13 protein-coding genes and 1 pseudogene are annotated in these 16,747 nt (G+C 68.4%); 8 read left to right on the plus strand and 6 right to left on the minus strand.

Going from position 1 to position 16,747, the window contains the following annotated elements; genetic code table 11:
- Positions 1-19: 19 nt before the first annotated feature.
- Positions 20-529, plus strand: coding sequence for an RNA polymerase sigma factor (locus AR539_RS09700; RefSeq protein ID WP_066435474.1), 510 nt, complete (start codon positions 20-22; stop codon positions 527-529).
- A gap of 1 nt (position 530) precedes the next feature.
- Complete coding sequence (locus AR539_RS09705) at positions 531-2,012, plus strand: hypothetical protein (RefSeq protein ID WP_066435477.1); 1,482 nt, start codon at positions 531-533, stop codon at positions 2,010-2,012.
- Between the two features lie 85 nt (positions 2,013-2,097).
- On the opposite strand, the gene AR539_RS09710 is transcribed toward AR539_RS09705, so the two are convergent.
- The 4 genes and pseudogenes from AR539_RS09710 to AR539_RS09725 all read right to left on the minus strand — a co-directional run.
- Positions 2,098-3,237, minus strand: coding sequence for a bifunctional 2-methylcitrate synthase/citrate synthase (locus tag AR539_RS09710; protein WP_066435479.1), 1,140 nt, complete (start codon positions 3,235-3,237; stop codon positions 2,098-2,100).
- A gap of 65 nt (positions 3,238-3,302) precedes the next feature.
- The gene (prpB, locus tag AR539_RS09715) at positions 3,303-4,205 is read right to left on the minus strand and encodes a methylisocitrate lyase (RefSeq protein WP_066435481.1); all 903 of its coding nucleotides are present in this window, start codon (positions 4,203-4,205) and stop codon (positions 3,303-3,305) included.
- Positions 4,206-5,726 carry an MmgE/PrpD family protein gene (locus tag AR539_RS09720; RefSeq protein ID WP_066435482.1) on the minus strand — a complete coding sequence of 507 codons (1,521 nt, stop codon included), beginning with the start codon at positions 5,724-5,726 and terminating at the stop codon, positions 4,206-4,208. It lies immediately after the preceding gene.
- Positions 5,722-6,380, minus strand: a pseudogene (locus tag AR539_RS09725) (GntR family transcriptional regulator); the annotation flags it as partial. The pseudogene AR539_RS09725 and the gene AR539_RS09720, both read right to left, overlap by 5 nt.
- A gap of 174 nt (positions 6,381-6,554) precedes the next feature.
- On the opposite strand from AR539_RS09725, the gene AR539_RS09730 reads away from it, so the two are divergent.
- Entirely contained in the window at positions 6,555-8,447 is a 1,893-nt protein-coding gene (locus AR539_RS09730) for an AMP-binding protein (RefSeq protein WP_066435487.1), read from the plus strand.
- 93 nt (positions 8,448-8,540) lie between these two features.
- Here AR539_RS09730 and AR539_RS09735 read toward each other — a convergent pair whose 3' ends face one another.
- Complete coding sequence (locus AR539_RS09735) at positions 8,541-9,260, minus strand: response regulator (RefSeq protein WP_066435490.1); 720 nt, start codon at positions 9,258-9,260, stop codon at positions 8,541-8,543.
- Entirely contained in the window at positions 9,257-11,017 is a 1,761-nt protein-coding gene (locus AR539_RS09740; protein ID WP_082699287.1) for a sensor histidine kinase, read from the minus strand. Before AR539_RS09740 ends, AR539_RS09735 begins: the two co-directional genes overlap by 4 nt.
- A gap of 139 nt (positions 11,018-11,156) precedes the next feature.
- Between AR539_RS09740 and AR539_RS09745 the strand changes: the two genes are divergently transcribed.
- The 5 genes from AR539_RS09745 (at position 11,157) to AR539_RS09765 (ending at position 16,745) form a co-directional block, all read left to right on the plus strand.
- Entirely contained in the window at positions 11,157-12,524 is a 1,368-nt protein-coding gene (locus tag AR539_RS09745; protein ID WP_066435494.1) for a cation:dicarboxylate symporter family transporter, read from the plus strand.
- Positions 12,525-12,869: 345 nt separating this feature from the next.
- Positions 12,870-13,769 (plus strand): ParA family protein, encoded by a 900-nt coding sequence (locus AR539_RS09750; protein ID WP_066435500.1) that lies wholly within the window; start codon positions 12,870-12,872, stop codon positions 13,767-13,769.
- A gap of 98 nt (positions 13,770-13,867) precedes the next feature.
- Entirely contained in the window at positions 13,868-14,701 is an 834-nt protein-coding gene (locus tag AR539_RS09755; RefSeq protein WP_066435503.1) for a segregation and condensation protein A, read from the plus strand.
- A 95-nt stretch (positions 14,702-14,796) separates the two neighbouring features.
- Positions 14,797-15,366, plus strand: a complete 570-nt coding sequence (scpB, locus tag AR539_RS09760; protein ID WP_231728581.1) for an SMC-Scp complex subunit ScpB — start codon at positions 14,797-14,799, stop codon at positions 15,364-15,366.
- A gap of 122 nt (positions 15,367-15,488) precedes the next feature.
- Positions 15,489-16,745, plus strand: coding sequence for a pseudouridine synthase (locus AR539_RS09765; RefSeq protein ID WP_066435507.1), 1,257 nt, complete (start codon positions 15,489-15,491; stop codon positions 16,743-16,745).
- Positions 16,746-16,747 lie beyond the last annotated feature (2 nt).

Below are 16,747 nucleotides of genomic sequence, written 5' to 3' on the forward strand. Positions count from 1 at the left end.
CTACTTTTCAGGGGGGATCGTGCTTTCGGAGCGCGAACTGGCGTTTGTCGCCATTCACAAAGATTGTTATCCGCGGGTCTACCGCTTCATCCGGCGCCGCGTGGAGTCTGCCGAGATGGCGGAGGAACTCGCGGCCGATGTTTTCCGGGTGGTTTGGCAGAAGTGGGACGACAATCCCCGGACCGACCCGGGCTGGCTGCTGACGGTGGCACGGAACCTCGTGGGCAACGCCTACCGGAGCCGTGACCGTCAGCAGGCCTTGCAGGACAAGCTCCGGGCCACGGCATTCCTCAGCAATGGGGGCGGCTCCGAAAACATCGCCGTCCACGATGCCATGGCCCAGTTGCGCGACAAGGACCGGGAAATCCTCCAATTGGCCTACTGGGACGAACTGGGCACGGCGGAAATCGCCGCCGTCCTTCAGTGCAGTGATTCCGCGGCCAAGGTCAGGCTGCACAGGGCACGCGCTGCTCTCCGGAAGCAGATGCCTGCCTTCGCCACCCCGCTCAACCAGACTTTGGAGGCATGACATGGACCGGATTAAGAAACTCGTCGCGGATACCGATCCGTTGACCCATGATGCCGGGCCCGTGCCGGATGGCGAGGCGGCGCTGCAACGGATGTTTGCCGAGCCGGAAGCCTTCAGCGACGACGGCCTGGCCGGCATCGCGTCCCTCGACGAAGTCCGCCGGCGGCGGCGTGCCCGGCTGGCCGGCGGCATGACGGTTGCTGTGGCAGCCGTGGCGGCAGGTGTCCTGATTGCCACCAACCTCGGCTCGCCCGCCCCCGCGCCGGAACCGGCCAGCAGTGTGGCAGTCACGCAGGCCCCGAGCACGAGCACCAGTGCGCCCACACCCACGCCGACCGCCACCCCCAGCGCCACCACCGCTCCGCCGGCTGCCCCGGCCGTCTGGACCGCGTTCAAGGATTCCAGCGGGCAGGCCACTTTTGAGCACCCGGCCGACTGGACAGTCACCGAAGCCCCTTCGGGCGCTCAGGGCACGGACGTCTGGCTAAGCAACATCACCGTCACCAACGCTGCAGGAAAGGTTATGGCCCGGCTGCAGGCCGCCCCGGACGCGTCCGGCCCTGCCGTGCCGGCAGTGCCGTACCAGACGCTCGACGCCGTGACCCTGGACATTCCGCAGTCTGCCGGCGCCCCCACCGGGCCTACGCAGTTCAAGTTCCGTGTCCTCGGTGCCGCGGCGGTCCAAGGCGCCCTGACCATCGACTCGAGCGGCCTGCCGGCCTCGGGAAGGGCAGGGCTGCTGCCGTCCTGGATCCGGACTCCGGACGGCGTCCCCGCCATCACCTTCGGCACAGGCAGCGTGCTGGCCGCGGACGGCCGGGAACCGCAGCTGAAATTCGCGTCGGTCGAGGAGGCGAAAGCCTATATGTCCTCGCAGGAATACCAGGACACCAAGCGGATGCTGATTTCGCTCGAATTGCGGTCCATCAAGAAGGCGCCGGTCTGGAAGAACCACGCCACCGCCAACGGGCTGGCAAGTTTTGACTACCCGGGCAACTGGAACGTCTCGAGCCGCGAAAACGGCCGCTATACGGATGTCTTCGATCAGTCAGGCCGCGTGCTGCTGACCCTGGGCTTCAACCAGACGCGCAACCGTCCGAACCTGATTTCGCCCTGTACCCCTTACACGGTCCTGGACAGCGCGGCCATGGACTTCCCCTCGAACCGGCAGGGGGAGCGGGCCATCCCGCCCCAGTTCATCTTCCGGGTCTGGGATGTCAGCCAGATTGGCCAGCCGGCGGTTCCGTTTCTCGGGAACCTCGGCATAGCGGACGAAAGCTGGGGAACCGACGGCACCACGTGCGATCCGCAGAACGTGGTGAGCGGCCTCGCCTCGGGCGAATACTTCTTCGCGCAGAACTACAACACCGGCGCCGAGACCGACCTGAAGTTCCAGTCCATGGATGAGGCGCGCCGCTATATGCAGTCGGCAGAGTTCGCCACGCTCAAGCGGATTGTGATGTCGCTGAAGGTCAAAGGCTAGGCACCAGCCGGCAGGAACAGCACAGCGGGCCGGCCACCTTGTGAAGGTGGCCGGCCCGCTGTCGTTAATGCTGCAGGAACCGTGGCTACGGCAGGTGCCGTTCCTCGACGCCGTTGTACTCGCTCAGGGGGCGGATCAGGGAGTTCGAATCCAGCTGCTCCATGATGTGCGCAGTCCAGCCGGTGATGCGGCTGGCGACGAACAGGGGCGTGAACGTCGGGGTGTCGAAGCCCATGAGGTGGTACGTGGGTCCGGCCGGGTAGTCGAGGTTCGGCTTGATGGCCTTCGCCTCATCCATCGCCGTCTCCAGGCCGTTGTAGAGGCCCAGCAGCTCCGGCCGGCCGTAGTGCGCGATCATCTTGTCCAGGGCGGCCTTCATGGTGGGCACCCGGGAGTCGCCGTGCTTGTAGACGCGGTGGCCGAAGCCCATGACCTTCTTCTTCTGGGCCAGGGCATCCTCCATCCACGCCTTTGCCCGGGTGTGGGCCTCCTCCAGTGACTCCTCCGGCCGGATGCCGATCTCGTCGAAGGTGTGCATCACAGCCTCGTTCGCGCCGCCGTGCAGCGGTCCCTTGAGCGCCCCGATGGCCCCGGTCACGGCCGAATGCAGGTCCGAGAGCGTCGAGGTGATCACGCGGGCCGTGAACGTGGAGGCGTTGAAGGAGTGCTCGGCGTACAGGATCATCGAGACGTTGAAGGCTTCAACGACTTCCTGGACGGGCTCCTCGCCGAAGGCCATCCAGAGGAAGTTGGCGGAGTAGCCCAGGTCGTCGCGGGGCTCCACCACGTCCTGGCCGTGCCGGCGCCGCTGGTCGTAGGCCACGACGGCGGGCATCGCCGCGAAGAGGTCCACAGCCTTGGCCATGTTGGCCTCCCGCGAGGAGTCCTCCGCGAGCGGATGCCGCGCGCCCATCACGGACGCCGCCGTGCGGCAGACGTCCATCGGGTGCGAGGTGGTGGGAAGCGCATCCACCACCTGCTTCACGACGGGGTCGAGCGCCCGCCCCGCGCGTTCCCGCGCCGTAAACTCCGCCAGCTGCTCCGGGGTGGGCAGCTCGCCGTTCCACAGCAGGTAGGCGACTTCCTCGAAGCTGCAGTTGGCAGCCAGTTCCTGCACGGGGTATCCCCGGTACAGCAGCGAATTGGTATCCGGGTTCACCTTCGAGACCGCGGTGTAATCCACCACGACGCCGGCGAGGCCCTTTTTGATCTCTTGTTCAGCCATGCTGAAACTCCTTTGTTCCTGTCGCCTGTGTTGGACCGGCCGGAGCCGGAATCCCGATGCGGGGTCTACAGTCCCGGGATCTGGAAATTGAAAACCCCGGTGTCGAAGCGGTTGTAGGCCTCGTAGTCCACCAGGTCATACAAACGCGCCCGGGTCAGCATGTTCCCGACCTGGGCTTCCTGGGTGCCGTCAGCCTTAATCGATTCCAGCGTACGCTCCGCAGCACCCATGGCACTACGGAGCAGGGTCACCGGGTAGATGATCATGTTGACCCCGACGCCGGCCAGCTCCTCGACCGTGAACAGCGCGCTCTGGCCGAACTCGGTCATGTTGGCCAGGATCGGCACGTCGACGGCGTCCCGGATGGCCTGGAACTCGCTGAGGTCCTTCATGGCTTCCGGGAAGATGGCGTCCGCGCCGGCCTCCACCAGGGCCTGCGCCCGGTCCTGCGCGGCCTTCAGTCCCTCAGTGGCCCGGATGTCGGTGCGCGCCATGATCAGGAAGTTCGGGTCGCGCCGGGCATCTGCCGCGGCCCGGATGCGCTTGGTGGCCGTGTCCAGGTCCACCACGTTCTTGCCGTCGAGGTGGCCGCAGCGCTTCGGGTTGAACTGATCCTCGATGTGCAGGCCGGCGAGGCCCGCGTTCTCGAGCTCCTGGACCGAGCGGGCCACGTTCATCGGTTCGCCGAAGCCGGTATCGGCGTCGACAATCGAGGGCAGGTCGGTCATCCGGGCGATCTGCCCGGCGCGGGTGGCCACCTCGGTGAGCGTGGTCAGCCCGATGTCCGGCAGGCCCAGGTCGTTGGCCAGGACCGCCCCGGAAATGTACACCCCGGCGAAGCCCTTCTCCTCGATCAGGCGGGCCGAGAGCGGGTTGAACGCGCCCGGGAACTGTTGGATGGTGCCGGAGGCCAGGAGCTCGCGGAACCGGATCCGCTTCTGCTCCGGCGTGACCTTTGAGTACAGCATTTAGAAGAGCCCCTTCGGTGCGGCGTCGAGGTTGATCACGCCGTCGGCGGCCTTGATGTTGAGCTGGTCCAGCTCGCCGGCGGCGAGCTCGGGCAGGCGCGCTGCGGCGGCCAGGAAGCGTTCGATTTCTTCCTCGGCGACCAGCCCGGCGGCCAGCGTGCGGAATTTGTTCACGTACTGTTCCCGGGCGAACGGCCGGGCGCCCAGCGGGTGCGCGTCCGCGACGGCGATCTCATCGGTGATGACGGTGCCGTCCTTGAGCGTGATGACGACAGAGCCGCCAAACGCCTTCTCGGCGATATCGAGGGAGTGGTAGCGGCGGGTCCATTCCGCGTCCTCCACCGTGGTGACCTTGTGCCACAGCTCCACCGTGTCCGGGCGCGCGGCGCGCTCCGGGGCGTAGGAATCCACGTGGTGCCAGGCGCCGTCCTGCAGCGCCACCGTGAAGATGTACGGGATGGAGTGGTCCAGGGTCTCGCGGCTGGCCGTGGGGCTGTACTTCTGCGGATCGTTCGCGCCGGAGCCGATCACGTAGTGGGTGTGGTGGCTGGTCTTGATCAGCACGGACTCCACGTTGGCCGGGTCAGTGACCTCCGGGTGCTCGCCGTGGAGCTTGCGCGCCAGGTCGATCCAGGCCTGCGCCTGGTACTCGGCCGAGTGCTCCTTGGTGTAGGTGTCCATGATGGCGCGCTTGGCCTCGCCGGGCGTCGGCAGCGGCACCATGTAGGATGCGTCCGGGCCGTCCAGCATCCAGGCGATGACGCCGTCCTCGCCCTCGTAGATCGGCACGGGAGAGGTCTGGCCGCGCATGGCACGGTCCGCGGACTCCACGGCCATCTTGCCGGCGAACGCGGGGGCGTGCGCCTTCCAGGTGGAGATCTCGCCCTTGCGGGACTGCCGGGTGGCAGTGGTGGTGTGCAGCGCCTGGCCGACCGACTGGAAGATCGTCTCGACGTCGAGGCCCAGCAGGGTGCCGATGCCGGCGGCGGCGGAGGGGCCGAGGTGGGCCACGTGGTCGATCTTGTGCTTGTGCAGGCAAATGGCCTTGACCAGGTTGACCTGGATTTCGTAGCCGGTGGCGATGCCGCGGATCAGGTCCGCCCCGCTGGAGCCCACGTGCTGGGCGACGGCGAGGATCGGCGGGATGTTGTCGCCCGGGTGGGAGTAATCCGCGGCGAGGAAGGTGTCGTGGTAGTCCAGCTCGCGGACGGCGACGCCGTTGGCCCACGCCGCCCACTCCGGGGCCACACGCTCTTCGATTCCGAAGACCTTCGAGCCCTTGCCGCCGGTGGTGGGGCCGTGGGTCAGCGCCTGGGCGCGGGCCGCGACGATCGGGGCGCGGTTCAGCGATGCGATGGCCACCGAGGCGTTGTCGATGACGCGGTTGATCACCATGTCCGTGACCTCGTCGGTGACGGCAACGGGATCCGCGGCGACGGTCGCGATCTTGTAGGCGAGCTGGTCCTCGCGGGGCAGGTTCTCTTCGCTCTTGTAGACGCGGACGTGGTGTTCCTTGACCATGATGCTCCTTAGTTAGTGAGGTACGTGGGTGGCTTTGACGTGGGTAAGGCTGCGGTGCAGGTGAAGCGTGGTGGCGGCCTCGGCCAGCCGGGGGTTCCCGGCGGCGATCGCCTCGGCGATGGCCGCGTGCTCCGCGGCGGCGGCGGTGAGCCGCTCGGCGTCGTCGGCCGCCAGCCGGCGGACCCGGACCAGGTGGACGCGCAGGCTGCGCATCGCCTGGGCAAGGTAGGAGTTGTGGATGGCGGCGTCGATGGCCGCGTCCAGCCGGCCCACCAGCCCGTAATAGGCGTGCCGGGCAGGGTCCTCGCCGCTGATCAGCGCCGGGGCCTGGCGGAGTTCGTCGCGGAGCCGTTCGAAGGTCGCGGCGTCGCCGCGCTCGGCGGCCAGGGCCGCGGCCTTGCCCTCGAGGGTTTCGCGCAGTTCGAAGAGTTCGTCGATGTCCTCCAGCGAAATGCCGGTGACGACGACGCCGCGGCCGCCCGCCGTCGTCGTCAGGCCTTCCGCGGTCAGCCGGCTGAGGGCCTCCCGCAGCGGGGTGCGGGAGATGCCCAGCCGCTCGGACTGCTCCACTTCGGCGAGGACCGTTCCGGGCAGGAGGCGCCACTCAATGATGTCCTCGCGCAGGGCCGCATAGGCCTTGTCGCTTGCGCGCATCCCGACTCCTTCGTTGACTGACGGTCTCCAGTGTATACAAGCATGCTTCATTTGCCCAGCATTTGTTCCCAGGAGAGGGCAAACCCTGCTTTCGTGTATACAAACCCCCTTGTGCGCCGTGGCCGGCCCGGACTACCATGGGCTCCATCACAACGTCGTGGACGGGACGGATTCATGGGCACCAACAACTACCGGGACAGTTACGCACGCAGCCTGGACAAGCCGGAGGAATTCTGGCTCGACGCCGCAGCGAAGATCTCCTGGACCACACCTCCGCAGCGCGCCCTTGATGCCGGCAGGGCGCCACTCTACGGCTGGTTCCCGGACGGGATCCTCAACACCTCCTACAACGCGCTGGACCGCCACGTGGCAGCGGGCCGCGGTGACCAGGATGCCCTGGTCTACGACTCCGCGATGCTCGGCACGCAACGGCGCTACAGCTACGCCGAACTGACGGAGCTGGTGGCCCGCTTCGCCGGGGTCCTGCGCAGCCAGGGGGTGGGCAAGGGCGACCGCGTGGTGATCTACATGCCCATGATCCCGGAAGCAGCCATCGCCATGCTGGCCACGGCCCGGCTCGGGGCGGTGCACTCGGTGGTCTTCGGCGGGTTCGCGCCCAAGGAACTGGCCGCCCGCATCCGCGACGCCGCCCCCTCCGCCGTCGTCACGGCCTCCGGCGGCATCGAACCCTCACGCCGGATCGAGTACCTCCCCGCCGTCGAGGAGGCGCTCGGCCTGGCCGGCGCGCCGGACACCCCCGTGCTGGTCAAAGCACGGGACGGCTTCGCCTCCTCGCCCGCGGACTACGCCGGCTGGCTGGACTGGGACACCGAGATGGCCGCCGCCGCGCCGGCCGCACCGGTGGACGTCAAGGCCACGGATCCGCTCTACATCCTCTACACGTCGGGAACCACCGGCGCGCCCAAGGGCGTGGTGCGGGACAACGGCGGCCATGCCGTGGCGTTGAGCTGGACGCTGGAGAACATCTACGACGTCGGCCCCGGGGACGTGATGTGGACCGCCTCCGACGTCGGCTGGGTGGTGGGCCACTCCTACATCGTCTACGGGCCGCTGCTCGCCGGGGCCACCACCGTCCTCTACGAGGGCAAGCCCGTGGGAACACCCGACGCCGGCGCTTTCTGGCGCGTGATCGAGGACCACAAGGTGAACGTGCTGTTCACCGCACCCACTGCCCTGCGGGCCATCCGGAAGGCGGACCCGGAGGCGGCGCTGCTGGAGAAGTACGACATCTCCAGCCTGCGCACCCTGTTTGCCGCGGGCGAGCGGCTGGACACGGACACCTTCCACTGGGCCTCCCGGGTCCTGGGCGTCCCCGTGGTGGACCACTGGTGGCAGACGGAAACCGGCTGGGCCATCTGCGCCAACCCCCGCGGGCTGGACGGACTGCCGATCAAGGCCGGCTCGCCGAGCGTGCCGATGCCCGGCTTCAAGCTGGAGATCGTCGACGGGGCGGGCATGGCGGTCGAGGCGGGGACCGAGGGCAACATCGTCCTGGCCCTCCCGCTGCCGCCCGGCACGCTGACCACGCTCTGGGGCAACGACGAGCGCTACATCTCCTCCTACCTGCAGGCCTTCGACGGCTTCTACGCCACCGGCGACTCCGGGTACCGGGACGAGGACGGCTACCTGTTCGTGATGGGCCGCACCGACGACATCATCAACGTCGCCGGCCACCGCCTGTCCACCGGCGCCATGGAGCAGGTCATCGGCCAGCACCCGGCCGTGGCGGAATGCGCGGTCATCGGCCTCGCGGACCCGCTGAAGGGCCAGCGGCCCAGCGGCTATGTGGTTCTCAAATCCGGGGTGGACGTGCCCGAGGAGATCCTGGTCAAGGACCTCATCGCCCTCGTCCGGCGCGACATCGGGGCGGTGGCCGACTTCAAGCACGTCACCGTGGTGGAGGCCCTGCCCAAGACCCGCTCCGGGAAGATCCTGCGCAAGACCATGCGCCAGATCGCCGACGGAGGCGACTACGTGGTGCCCTCGACCATCGAGGACGCCGGCGTGATCGACCAGCTCATCGGCACCCTGCGCCCCGGCGGGTAAGCCGCCCCGGCCCCAGCATCGAGTGGGCATTTCGCGGCAGTGTTTCCGGGAAACACTGCCGCGAAATGCCAACTCGGCGGGGGAGCGGAGCGCTTAGGACGGCTGGCGGGTCCAGCGGTACTCGTTCTCCGGCCGGCCCGGCGTGCCGTACCGGGCCGTCCGGGAGACCGTGCCGGCGTCGGCGAGGTATTCCAGGTAGCGCCGGGCGGTCACGCGGGACATGCCCAGGGCGTCCATCACCTCACTGGCGGACACGGCGCCGGCCTGCTGCTTGATGAACTCCTGCACCGAGACCAGGGTGGATGCTGCCAGGCCCTTGGGCAGCGGCAGCTCGGAGGGGGCGCGCAGGCTGGCGAAGGCCTGGTCCACATCGCTCTGGGACGCACCCGGGCCGGCGTGCCCGGCGGCGGGGGAGGCCAGCTGCTCGCGGAACTGCCGGTAGCTGGTGAGCTTGTCCGCGAACGTGGCAAAGGTGAAGGGCTTGATCAGGTACTGGACCACGCCGGTGGCCACCGCGCTGCGGACGATGTTCAGTTCCCTGACGGCGGTGATGGCAATGATGTCCGTGAACAGGCCCGCGGCGCGCATACGGCGGGCGATATCCAGCCCGTGCAGGTCCGGGAGGTTCATGTCCAGCAGCACCAGGTCCACCGGGGTGCCGCCGGCTGCGAACTCGGTCATGAGGCGCAGCGCGGACTGCCCGTCCGGGGCGGATCCGGCCAAGGTGAATCCCTCCAGCCGGCCGATGTAGGCGGCGTGGGCCGCCGCGGCAATCGGCTCGTCCTCGACGACGAGTACACGGATCTCGCTCATTGCTGTCCCTCGCTGGTCGGTGATGACGCGGGTGATGGCGCGGGTGATGGCGCCGGTGCTGCCGCGGACGCGGCAGCCGCGGGCGCGGCCGGCGCCGGTGCGGCCGGTGAGGTGGGCAGGGTGACGCGGAACAGCGCACCGGCCGGGCTCTCGATTGTCATCGTACCGCCGAGCCGCTGCACCGCCTGGCGGACCAGCGCCAGGCCCAAGCCCCGGCCGAAGGGCCCCGGGGTCTTGGTGCTGAAGCCGTGCCGGAAGATGGCCTCCACCGCTTCGGGATTGATCCCGGGACCGCTGTCCTCCACGGTGATCACCAGCGCCTCGGCGGTCGCTTCCACCGTGAGTTCCACCAGTTTCGGGGCCGGCGCCTCCGCCGCGGCGTCGATGGCGTTGTCCAGCAGGTTGCCGAGCACGGCCACGAGGTCCTGCACGGCCAGCCCGGCCGCAGCGGTGGGCCCGTGCCCGGTGGTGTTGAGGGTCAGTTCGACCCCCCGTTCATGCGCCTCGGCGGCCTTGCCCATGATGAGGGCCCCGAGCACGGGCTCATCGATGGAGCTCACCACGTCATCGGTGAGCCGCTGGCTGAGTTCCAGGTCCTGCGTGGCGAAGTCCAGCGCCTCGGCGCCGCGCCCCAGCTCCATGAGGGAGACGATGGTGTGCAGCCGGTTGGCGTGCTCGTGGGTCTGGGCCCGCAGGGCGTCGGAGAGCGTGCGCATGGTCTCCAGCTCGCTGCCGAGCGACTCGATCTCGGTCCGGTCGCGGATCGTGGCCACGGTCCCGTAGACGGCGGTCCGGGCCCGGGAGGTGGCGGAACCGGGGCCGACGGCGGGTCCCTGGTTCACCACCAGGATCCGCGAACCTGTCAGGTGGATTTCGTCCAGCGCGGTGCGGCCCGATTCGAAGAGCTCCCGGAGGCTGGGGGCCAGGGGGAGGTCCGCGAGCGACGGCGCGTCCTGCCGGCCGCCGTCCGATGCCGACCCTGCGCCAGGGGCGCTCCCGCCGTCGGGCGTCCGGGGTGCGAGCCCCAGGAGGTCGGCGGCCTGGTCGTTGTACATCACCACCTTGCCCTTGGGGTCGATGAGGATGACGCCTTCCCGGACCGAATGGAGGACGGATTCGTAGTAGGCGAAGAGCTGGGCAAGCTGCTCCGGCCCCCAGCCGCGGGTGACCTGCTTGAGGTACCGTCCCAGCAGCCAGGACGCGGCGGACCCGCCGGCCAGGAGGGCCAGCCCGATGGCGGCCAGGGCCGGCAGCCGGCCGGAGACGGCGATGTCCACGGTGCGGACCGTCACGCCGGCCGCGACCAGCGCCTTTACCTTGCCGTCCGCGTCCTTGACCGGGGCAATGGTGCGCACGGACGGGCCCAGCGTGCCGGCGGTGATCTCGGTGAAGACCTCGCCGTCCAGGGCGGCCTCGATGGAACCGATATACGGCTTGCCCAGCTCCTCGTCCCGGGGGTGCGTCCAGCGGGTGCGGTCCGGCGCCATGATGGTGATGAAGTCCGCGTCCGCGTCGGCCATCACCCGCAGCGCGTAGGGCTGGAGCAGGGACGTGGGGTCCGCGGCGGCCGCCGCATCCAGTACCAGCGGGTTGTCCGCCACGGTGGTCGCGACGGCGGCCATCCGGCGTCCCGCCTCGTTGTACGCCTGGTCCCGCGCGTCGACAAACGTCGCCGTGCCCACGATGGCGGTCAGGGCCAGCATGAACAGCAGGTGGGCCACGAACAGCCTGCGGGCGATGCTCCAGCGGTGGGTCATCAGCACCTCCCATGACCAATATGAACGCAACGGTGATGCGCGTCACTCCATCGCCAATGATGGTGGAACACGCAGAACGGACGCGATGGGCCCACAGCTCGTGCCGCACCGACGTCCCAGCCTATCCAAGGAGAACACCATGGCCTCTCAACGAGGAGAGTCGGCGGCACCCGCCGCGGCGCCGGTCAAGAAGCGCAAGCGCATCGACAAGTCCCACTATCTTTACATTGCGGTCATCGCCGCCGTGATCCTCGGCGCCCTGGTGGGCCTGATGTTCCCCGAGGTCGGCAAGTCCATGAAGCCCCTCGGCGACGGGTTCATCAAGCTCATCAAGATGATGATCGCCCCGGTCATCTTCTGCACCATCGTCCTGGGCATCGGCTCCATCGCCAAGGCGGCCACCGTGGGCAAGGTGGGCGGCCTGGCGCTGGGCTACTTCATGGTGATGTCCACCTTCGCGCTGGCCATCGGCCTCGTGGTGGGCAACCTGATCCACCCGGGCGAGGGCCTCAAGCTCGCGCCCTATGACCCGAACAAGAAGGCTGCCACCGACAGCACGGTCGACTTCCTGCTGGGTATCATCCCGGGCGACATCCCGGTCCTGCCGACCCTTCTCGCCGCGTTGCTGGTCGGTTTCGCCCTCCAGCAGATGGGTGCACAGGGCGCCCCGATCCTCAAGGCCGTCGGCCATGGCCAGGCCCTCGTGTTCCGCATCCTCGTGATGATCATGTGGCTCGCCCCGGTAGGCGCCTTCGGCGCGATTGCCGCCGTCGTCGGTGCCACCGGCTTCCAGGCCATCGTCAGCATGGCGACCCTGATGGGCGCCTTCTACATCACCTGCGCCCTGTTCATCGCCGTGATCCTCGGCGGCCTGCTCAAGGTCGTCGCCGGCGTCAACATCTTCCGGCTCATGAAGTACCTCGGCCGCGAATACCTGCTGATCTTCTCCACCTCCTCCTCCGAGGCCGCCCTGCCGCGCCTCATCGCGAAGATGGAACACCTGGGTGTGTCCAAGCCGGTAGTCGGCGTCACCGTCCCCACCGGCTACTCCTTCAACCTCGACGGCACCGCCATCTACCTGACCATGGCCTCGCTGTTCGTCGCCAACGCCATGGGCACCCCGCTGGACCTCGGCGCCCAGGTCTCCCTGCTGATCTTCATGATCATCGCCTCCAAGGGCGCTGCCGGTGTCACCGGCGCCGGCCTGGCCACCCTCGCTGCCGGACTCCAGGCCCACAAGCCGGAGCTGCTGGGCGGCGTCGGCATGATCGTCGGCATCGACCGCTTTATGTCCGAGGCCCGCGCACTGACCAACTTCACCGGCAACGCCGTTGCCACGGTCCTGATCGGCACCTGGGTCAAGGAGATCGACGGCGGACGGGTGGAGCGGGTTCTCGCCGGCAACGAGCCGTTCGACGAGCAGACCATGATCGCCGGCCACGCCGCGGACGACTCCGCCGCAGACGCCACCCCGGAGCCCGCACGCCCGGTGCTCGCCAACGCCTGACCCGCAGCGGGGCTGCGGCGGGGGGAGCAGTTCCCCCGCCGCAGCCCGCCGCCGCGCAACCCCCTGGAACCGCCCGGATGCAGCCTCGCATCCGGGCGGTTTTTGGTGCAGGAGGGTCAACCTTCGGGTTCTACCAGAAGGTTGAGGCTCGCCCGGGGCGGCCGGTGGACATGTCCGCAGAGTTCCGCACTGTTCCCTGTAACCTTGGGAGGAACAGAACCGGCTGGGAGCCCAGCGGCGGCAGCATATGGGCACCATCGTCAGGCAAGACCAGTCAGGGCAAGACCAGTCAAGGCAAGACCAATAGCCACCACCATCACCGTCATCGAAAGTGTGGATAGATACGTGAGCAGCGAACAGGGTTCAGCAACTCTGGAAGGCACCGAACTCGATCTGGAAGACGCCGTTATGGGCCCCACCGGGCGCCCTCAACGCGACTTTCCGGAGCCCGCGCCGCTGTCCTCCCACGGCCCCGCCCGGGTCATCGCCATGGTTAACCAGAAGGGCGGAGTGGGTAAAACCACTTCCACCATCAACCTGGCCGCCGCGCTGGCCGAATACGGCCGCCGCGTGCTGCTGGTCGACTTCGATCCGCAGGGCGCCCTCTCCGCGGGCCTCGGCATCAATCCCCACGAGCTGGACCTCACGGTCTACAACGTCCTGATGGACCGCAAGGTCAACATCCGCGACGCCATCCACAAGACCGGCGTCGAAAACGTGGACCTGCTGCCGGCCAACATCGACCTCTCCGCCGCGGAAGTCCAGTTGGTGAACGAGGTGGCCCGCGAACAGGTACTGGACCGGGCGCTTAAGAAGGTCGAGGACGACTACGACGTCGTCCTGATCGACTGCCAGCCCTCCCTCGGCCTGCTCACGGTCAACGCGCTGACTGCCGCCCACGGCGTCATCATCCCGCTCATCTGCGAGTTCTTCGCCCTGCGTGCCGTGGCGCTGCTGGTGGAGACCATCGACAAGGTCCAGGACCGGCTGAACCCGCGGCTGCAGGTGGACGGTGTCCTGGCCACCATGTACGACGCCCGCACCCTGCACAGCCGCGAGGTGATCTCCCGCCTGGTGGAAGCCTTCGGGGACAAAGTCTTCGAGACGGTCATCAAGCGGTCCATCAAGTTCGCCGATGCCACGGTCGCCGCCGAGCCCATCACCAGCTACGCCGGCAACCACGTCGGCGCCGACGCCTACCGCAACCTGGCCAAAGAGCTCATTTCGCGCGGCGGCGCGCCCTAGCCGGGGCCCTGCCCGGGTCAGCGATCCAAGGCACAGCCATCCAAGACACAGCTATTCACGGCACAGGAATTCAAGGGACAGCCGCTCAGGGCACTGCTCTGCCCGCTCCGGAGCTCGCGCCGTCCGGGAAGAAACCGGGCTTCGAGGTCCGGCTCGCCAACTTCACCGGCCCGTTCGACCTGCTGCTGGGCCTGATCTCCAAGCACCAGCTGGACATCACGGAGGTGGCGCTGTCCACGGTCACCGATGAGTTCATCAAGTACATCAAGGGCCTGCAGCAGCTGGGCGAGGAGTGGGCGCTGGATGAGGCCAGCGAGTTCCTGGTCATCGCCGCCACCCTCCTGGACCTCAAGGCGGCCCGGCTCCTGCCCGCCGGCGCGGTCGAGGACGAGGAGGACATCGCGCTGCTGGAAGCCCGCGACCTGCTCTTCGCCCGGCTCCTGCAGTACAAGGCCTTCAAGCAGGTGGCCGGCATGATGGGCGACACCCTGGACCTCGAGGCCGGCCGGTATCCGCGGCAGGTCGCGCTGGAAGGCCACTTCGCGGCGCTCCTGCCGGAGCTCCTCTGGCGGCACACGCCGGAGCAGTTCGCACGCCTGGCAGAGTCCGCGCTGAAGCCCAAGGAGGCTGCGCCCACCGAGGTTGGCCTGGCCCACCTTCACGGCACCCCCGTCAGCGTCAAGGAACAAGCCGAAATTTTGGGCGGGCGGCTGCGGGCCGGCACGCCGCTCACCTTCCGGGCGCTGACTGCCGACGCCGAATCCACCCTCGTCGTCGTCGCCCGCTTCCTGGCGCTGCTGGAGCTGTTCCGGGACAAGGCGGTAGCCTTCGAACAGTTGCTTCCGCTGGGGGATCTGACGGTCCGCTGGACCGCCGGCGCCGAGGGCTGGAGCAGTGACCACCTGAGCGAAGAGTACGAGGAGCAGCCGTGAACCAGACCGGACCCGGACAGGCCGCCGGCCAGGGGGAGCCCGCCGACGTCGGGAGCCTCCCCGGCGGAGCCCGCGCCGCCCTGGAAGCGGTGCTGATGGTGATCGACCAGCCGGCCACTGCGGCCGAGCTCGCCGCCGGGCTCAACCTGACCGTCGACGTCGTCGAGGGGCTGCTCGCGGACCTGCAGCAGGAGTATAACGGCTATACTGGAAAGGCCCCGGATGTGGACAGCGCCAGTTCCCAAGGCGTGACGGCCACCCCCCGGGGCTTTGAATTGCGGAATATCGCCGGAGGCTGGCGGATCTATTCGCGCGCGGAGTTCGCCGACATTGTCGCCGGCTTCGTGCTTGAGGGACAGACAGCCAGGCTGACGCAGGCGGCGCTCGAAACGCTCGCCGTAATCGCTTACCGCCAGCCCGTTTCCAGGGCGCGGGTGTCTGCAATTCGAGGAGTCAATGTTGACTCTGTCGTGCGGACGCTGACGCAGCGGGGGCTGATCGAGGACTCGGGAACCGATCCCGAATCCGGGGCCATCCTGTACCGCACGACGTCGTATTTCCTCGAACGGATGGGAATCGGCTCGGTGGCGGAACTGCCGCAACTTTCCCCCCATCTGCCGGGGCTGGAAGGCATCGAAGAGTTTTACGACGCAGGACGAATGTAGGCAGGACAGATGCAGGCGCAACAGCCTGCGCACAAGTATCCACCGGGGCGGAAACGTTTCGCCCCGGCCGGCGGGTGCTGTCGGGAGACAGCTGCCGCCGGCCACCAAACGAAGGACGGGTCATGACACAGGCGGGACGCCAGGGTTCACCACGTAACGGTTCGGGACGCAACAGTGCCGGACAAAACAATGCCGGAAACAACAGGGCAGGACGCCCTGCACAGGGCGGCGCGCCGCGCGGAGCCCAGGGCAAGGGCAGCCGCAGCGGGGGAGCAGGCTACGCGGGCGGAGACCGCCCGTTCAAGCGCCCCAAGCCGCGCGAAGAAGCCTTCATCGACCCGGACCTCCAGGGCCCCGAGTCGTCCGCGGCATCGGCTGGAAAGAAGCCCGGCGCCGGGGACTGGAAGTCCAAGGCTCCCTCCGGCAAGGAAGCAGCCCGCAAAGCCGCCGCCCGCAAGCCCGGCGCCGGCAAGACCCCCGGCACGCCGGGAGCACTCAAGCCCAAGCCCCGAGTCGGCACCGGAGCGGCCAAGGCCGCCGGTTCCCGCGTGTTCGGCAGCGAACGCTTCGGCCAGAACCTCGGGCCCGTGCGCAAGCCTGCCCGCAAGCGCGGTCCCCGCGCCGAGGTGCCCCAGTCCGACCTGCACGACCAGGACGGCATCCGCCTGCAGAAGGTCATGGCCTCGGCCGGCGTCGCCTCACGGCGTGTGTGCGAGGAAATGATCGCAGAGGGCCGGGTTGAGGTTGACGGCCAGGTGGTCACCGAACTCGGCGTCCGCGTCGACCCCAAGACCGCCGTGATCCACGTCGACGGGCTCCGCATCCAGCTCGACGAGAACATGGTCTACATGGTGTTCAACAAGCCCAAGGGCGTTGTCTCCACCATGGAGGACCCGGACGGCCGCCCGTGCATCAGCGACTTCGTGCGCAACAACCACGGCGAACGCCTGTTCCACGTCGGACGCCTCGACGTCGCCACCGAAGGGCTGCTGCTGCTGACGAACGACGGCGAACTCGCCAACCGCCTGACGCACCCGTCCTACGAGGTCCCCAAGACCTACCTGGTGCAGGTCCGCGGGCCGTTCCCGCAGGGCATCGGCGCGGAACTGAAGGCCGGCGTCGAACTCGAAGACGGCATCGCGTCGGTGGACTCCTTCCGGCTCGTGGACTCCACCCCGGGCCACGTGCTGATCGAGGTCGTGCTGCACTCGGGCAAGAACCGGATTGTCCGCCGCCTGTTCGACGCGGTCGGATTCCCCGTGCTGCGCCTGGTCCGCGTGAAGGTCGGCCCCATCGGCCTGGGCGACCAGCGCCAGGGCAGCATCCGCAACCTCGGCAAGCAGGAAGTCGGCCACCTGCTGGCATCCGTAGGGCTGTAGGC

The sequence above is a fragment of the Arthrobacter sp. EPSL27 genome (assembly GCF_001512305.1).
Classification (GTDB): Bacteria; Actinomycetota; Actinomycetes; order Actinomycetales; family Micrococcaceae; genus Arthrobacter.

What these genes read in the sequence shown, in the direction of transcription:
- AR539_RS09705 (WP_066435477.1), top strand. Translation starts at nt 531, where the DNA reads ATGGACCGGATTAAGAAACTCGTCGCGGATACCGATCCGTTGACCCAT.
- AR539_RS09710 (WP_066435479.1), bottom strand. Translation starts at nt 3,237, where the DNA reads ATGGCTGAACAAGAGATCAAAAAGGGCCTCGCCGGCGTCGTGGTGGAT.
- prpB (WP_066435481.1), bottom strand. Translation starts at nt 4,205, where the DNA reads ATGCTGTACTCAAAGGTCACGCCGGAGCAGAAGCGGATCCGGTTCCGC.
- AR539_RS09720 (WP_066435482.1), bottom strand. Translation starts at nt 5,726, where the DNA reads ATGGTCAAGGAACACCACGTCCGCGTCTACAAGAGCGAAGAGAACCTG.
- AR539_RS09730 (WP_066435487.1), top strand. Translation starts at nt 6,555, where the DNA reads ATGGGCACCAACAACTACCGGGACAGTTACGCACGCAGCCTGGACAAG.
- AR539_RS09735 (WP_066435490.1), bottom strand. Translation starts at nt 9,260, where the DNA reads ATGAGCGAGATCCGTGTACTCGTCGTCGAGGACGAGCCGATTGCCGCG.
- AR539_RS09740 (WP_082699287.1), bottom strand. Translation starts at nt 11,017, where the DNA reads ATGACCCACCGCTGGAGCATCGCCCGCAGGCTGTTCGTGGCCCACCTG.
- AR539_RS09745 (WP_066435494.1), top strand. Translation starts at nt 11,157, where the DNA reads ATGGCCTCTCAACGAGGAGAGTCGGCGGCACCCGCCGCGGCGCCGGTC.
- scpB (WP_231728581.1), top strand. Translation starts at nt 14,797, where the DNA reads ATGGTGATCGACCAGCCGGCCACTGCGGCCGAGCTCGCCGCCGGGCTC.
- AR539_RS09765 (WP_066435507.1), top strand. Translation starts at nt 15,489, where the DNA reads ATGACACAGGCGGGACGCCAGGGTTCACCACGTAACGGTTCGGGACGC.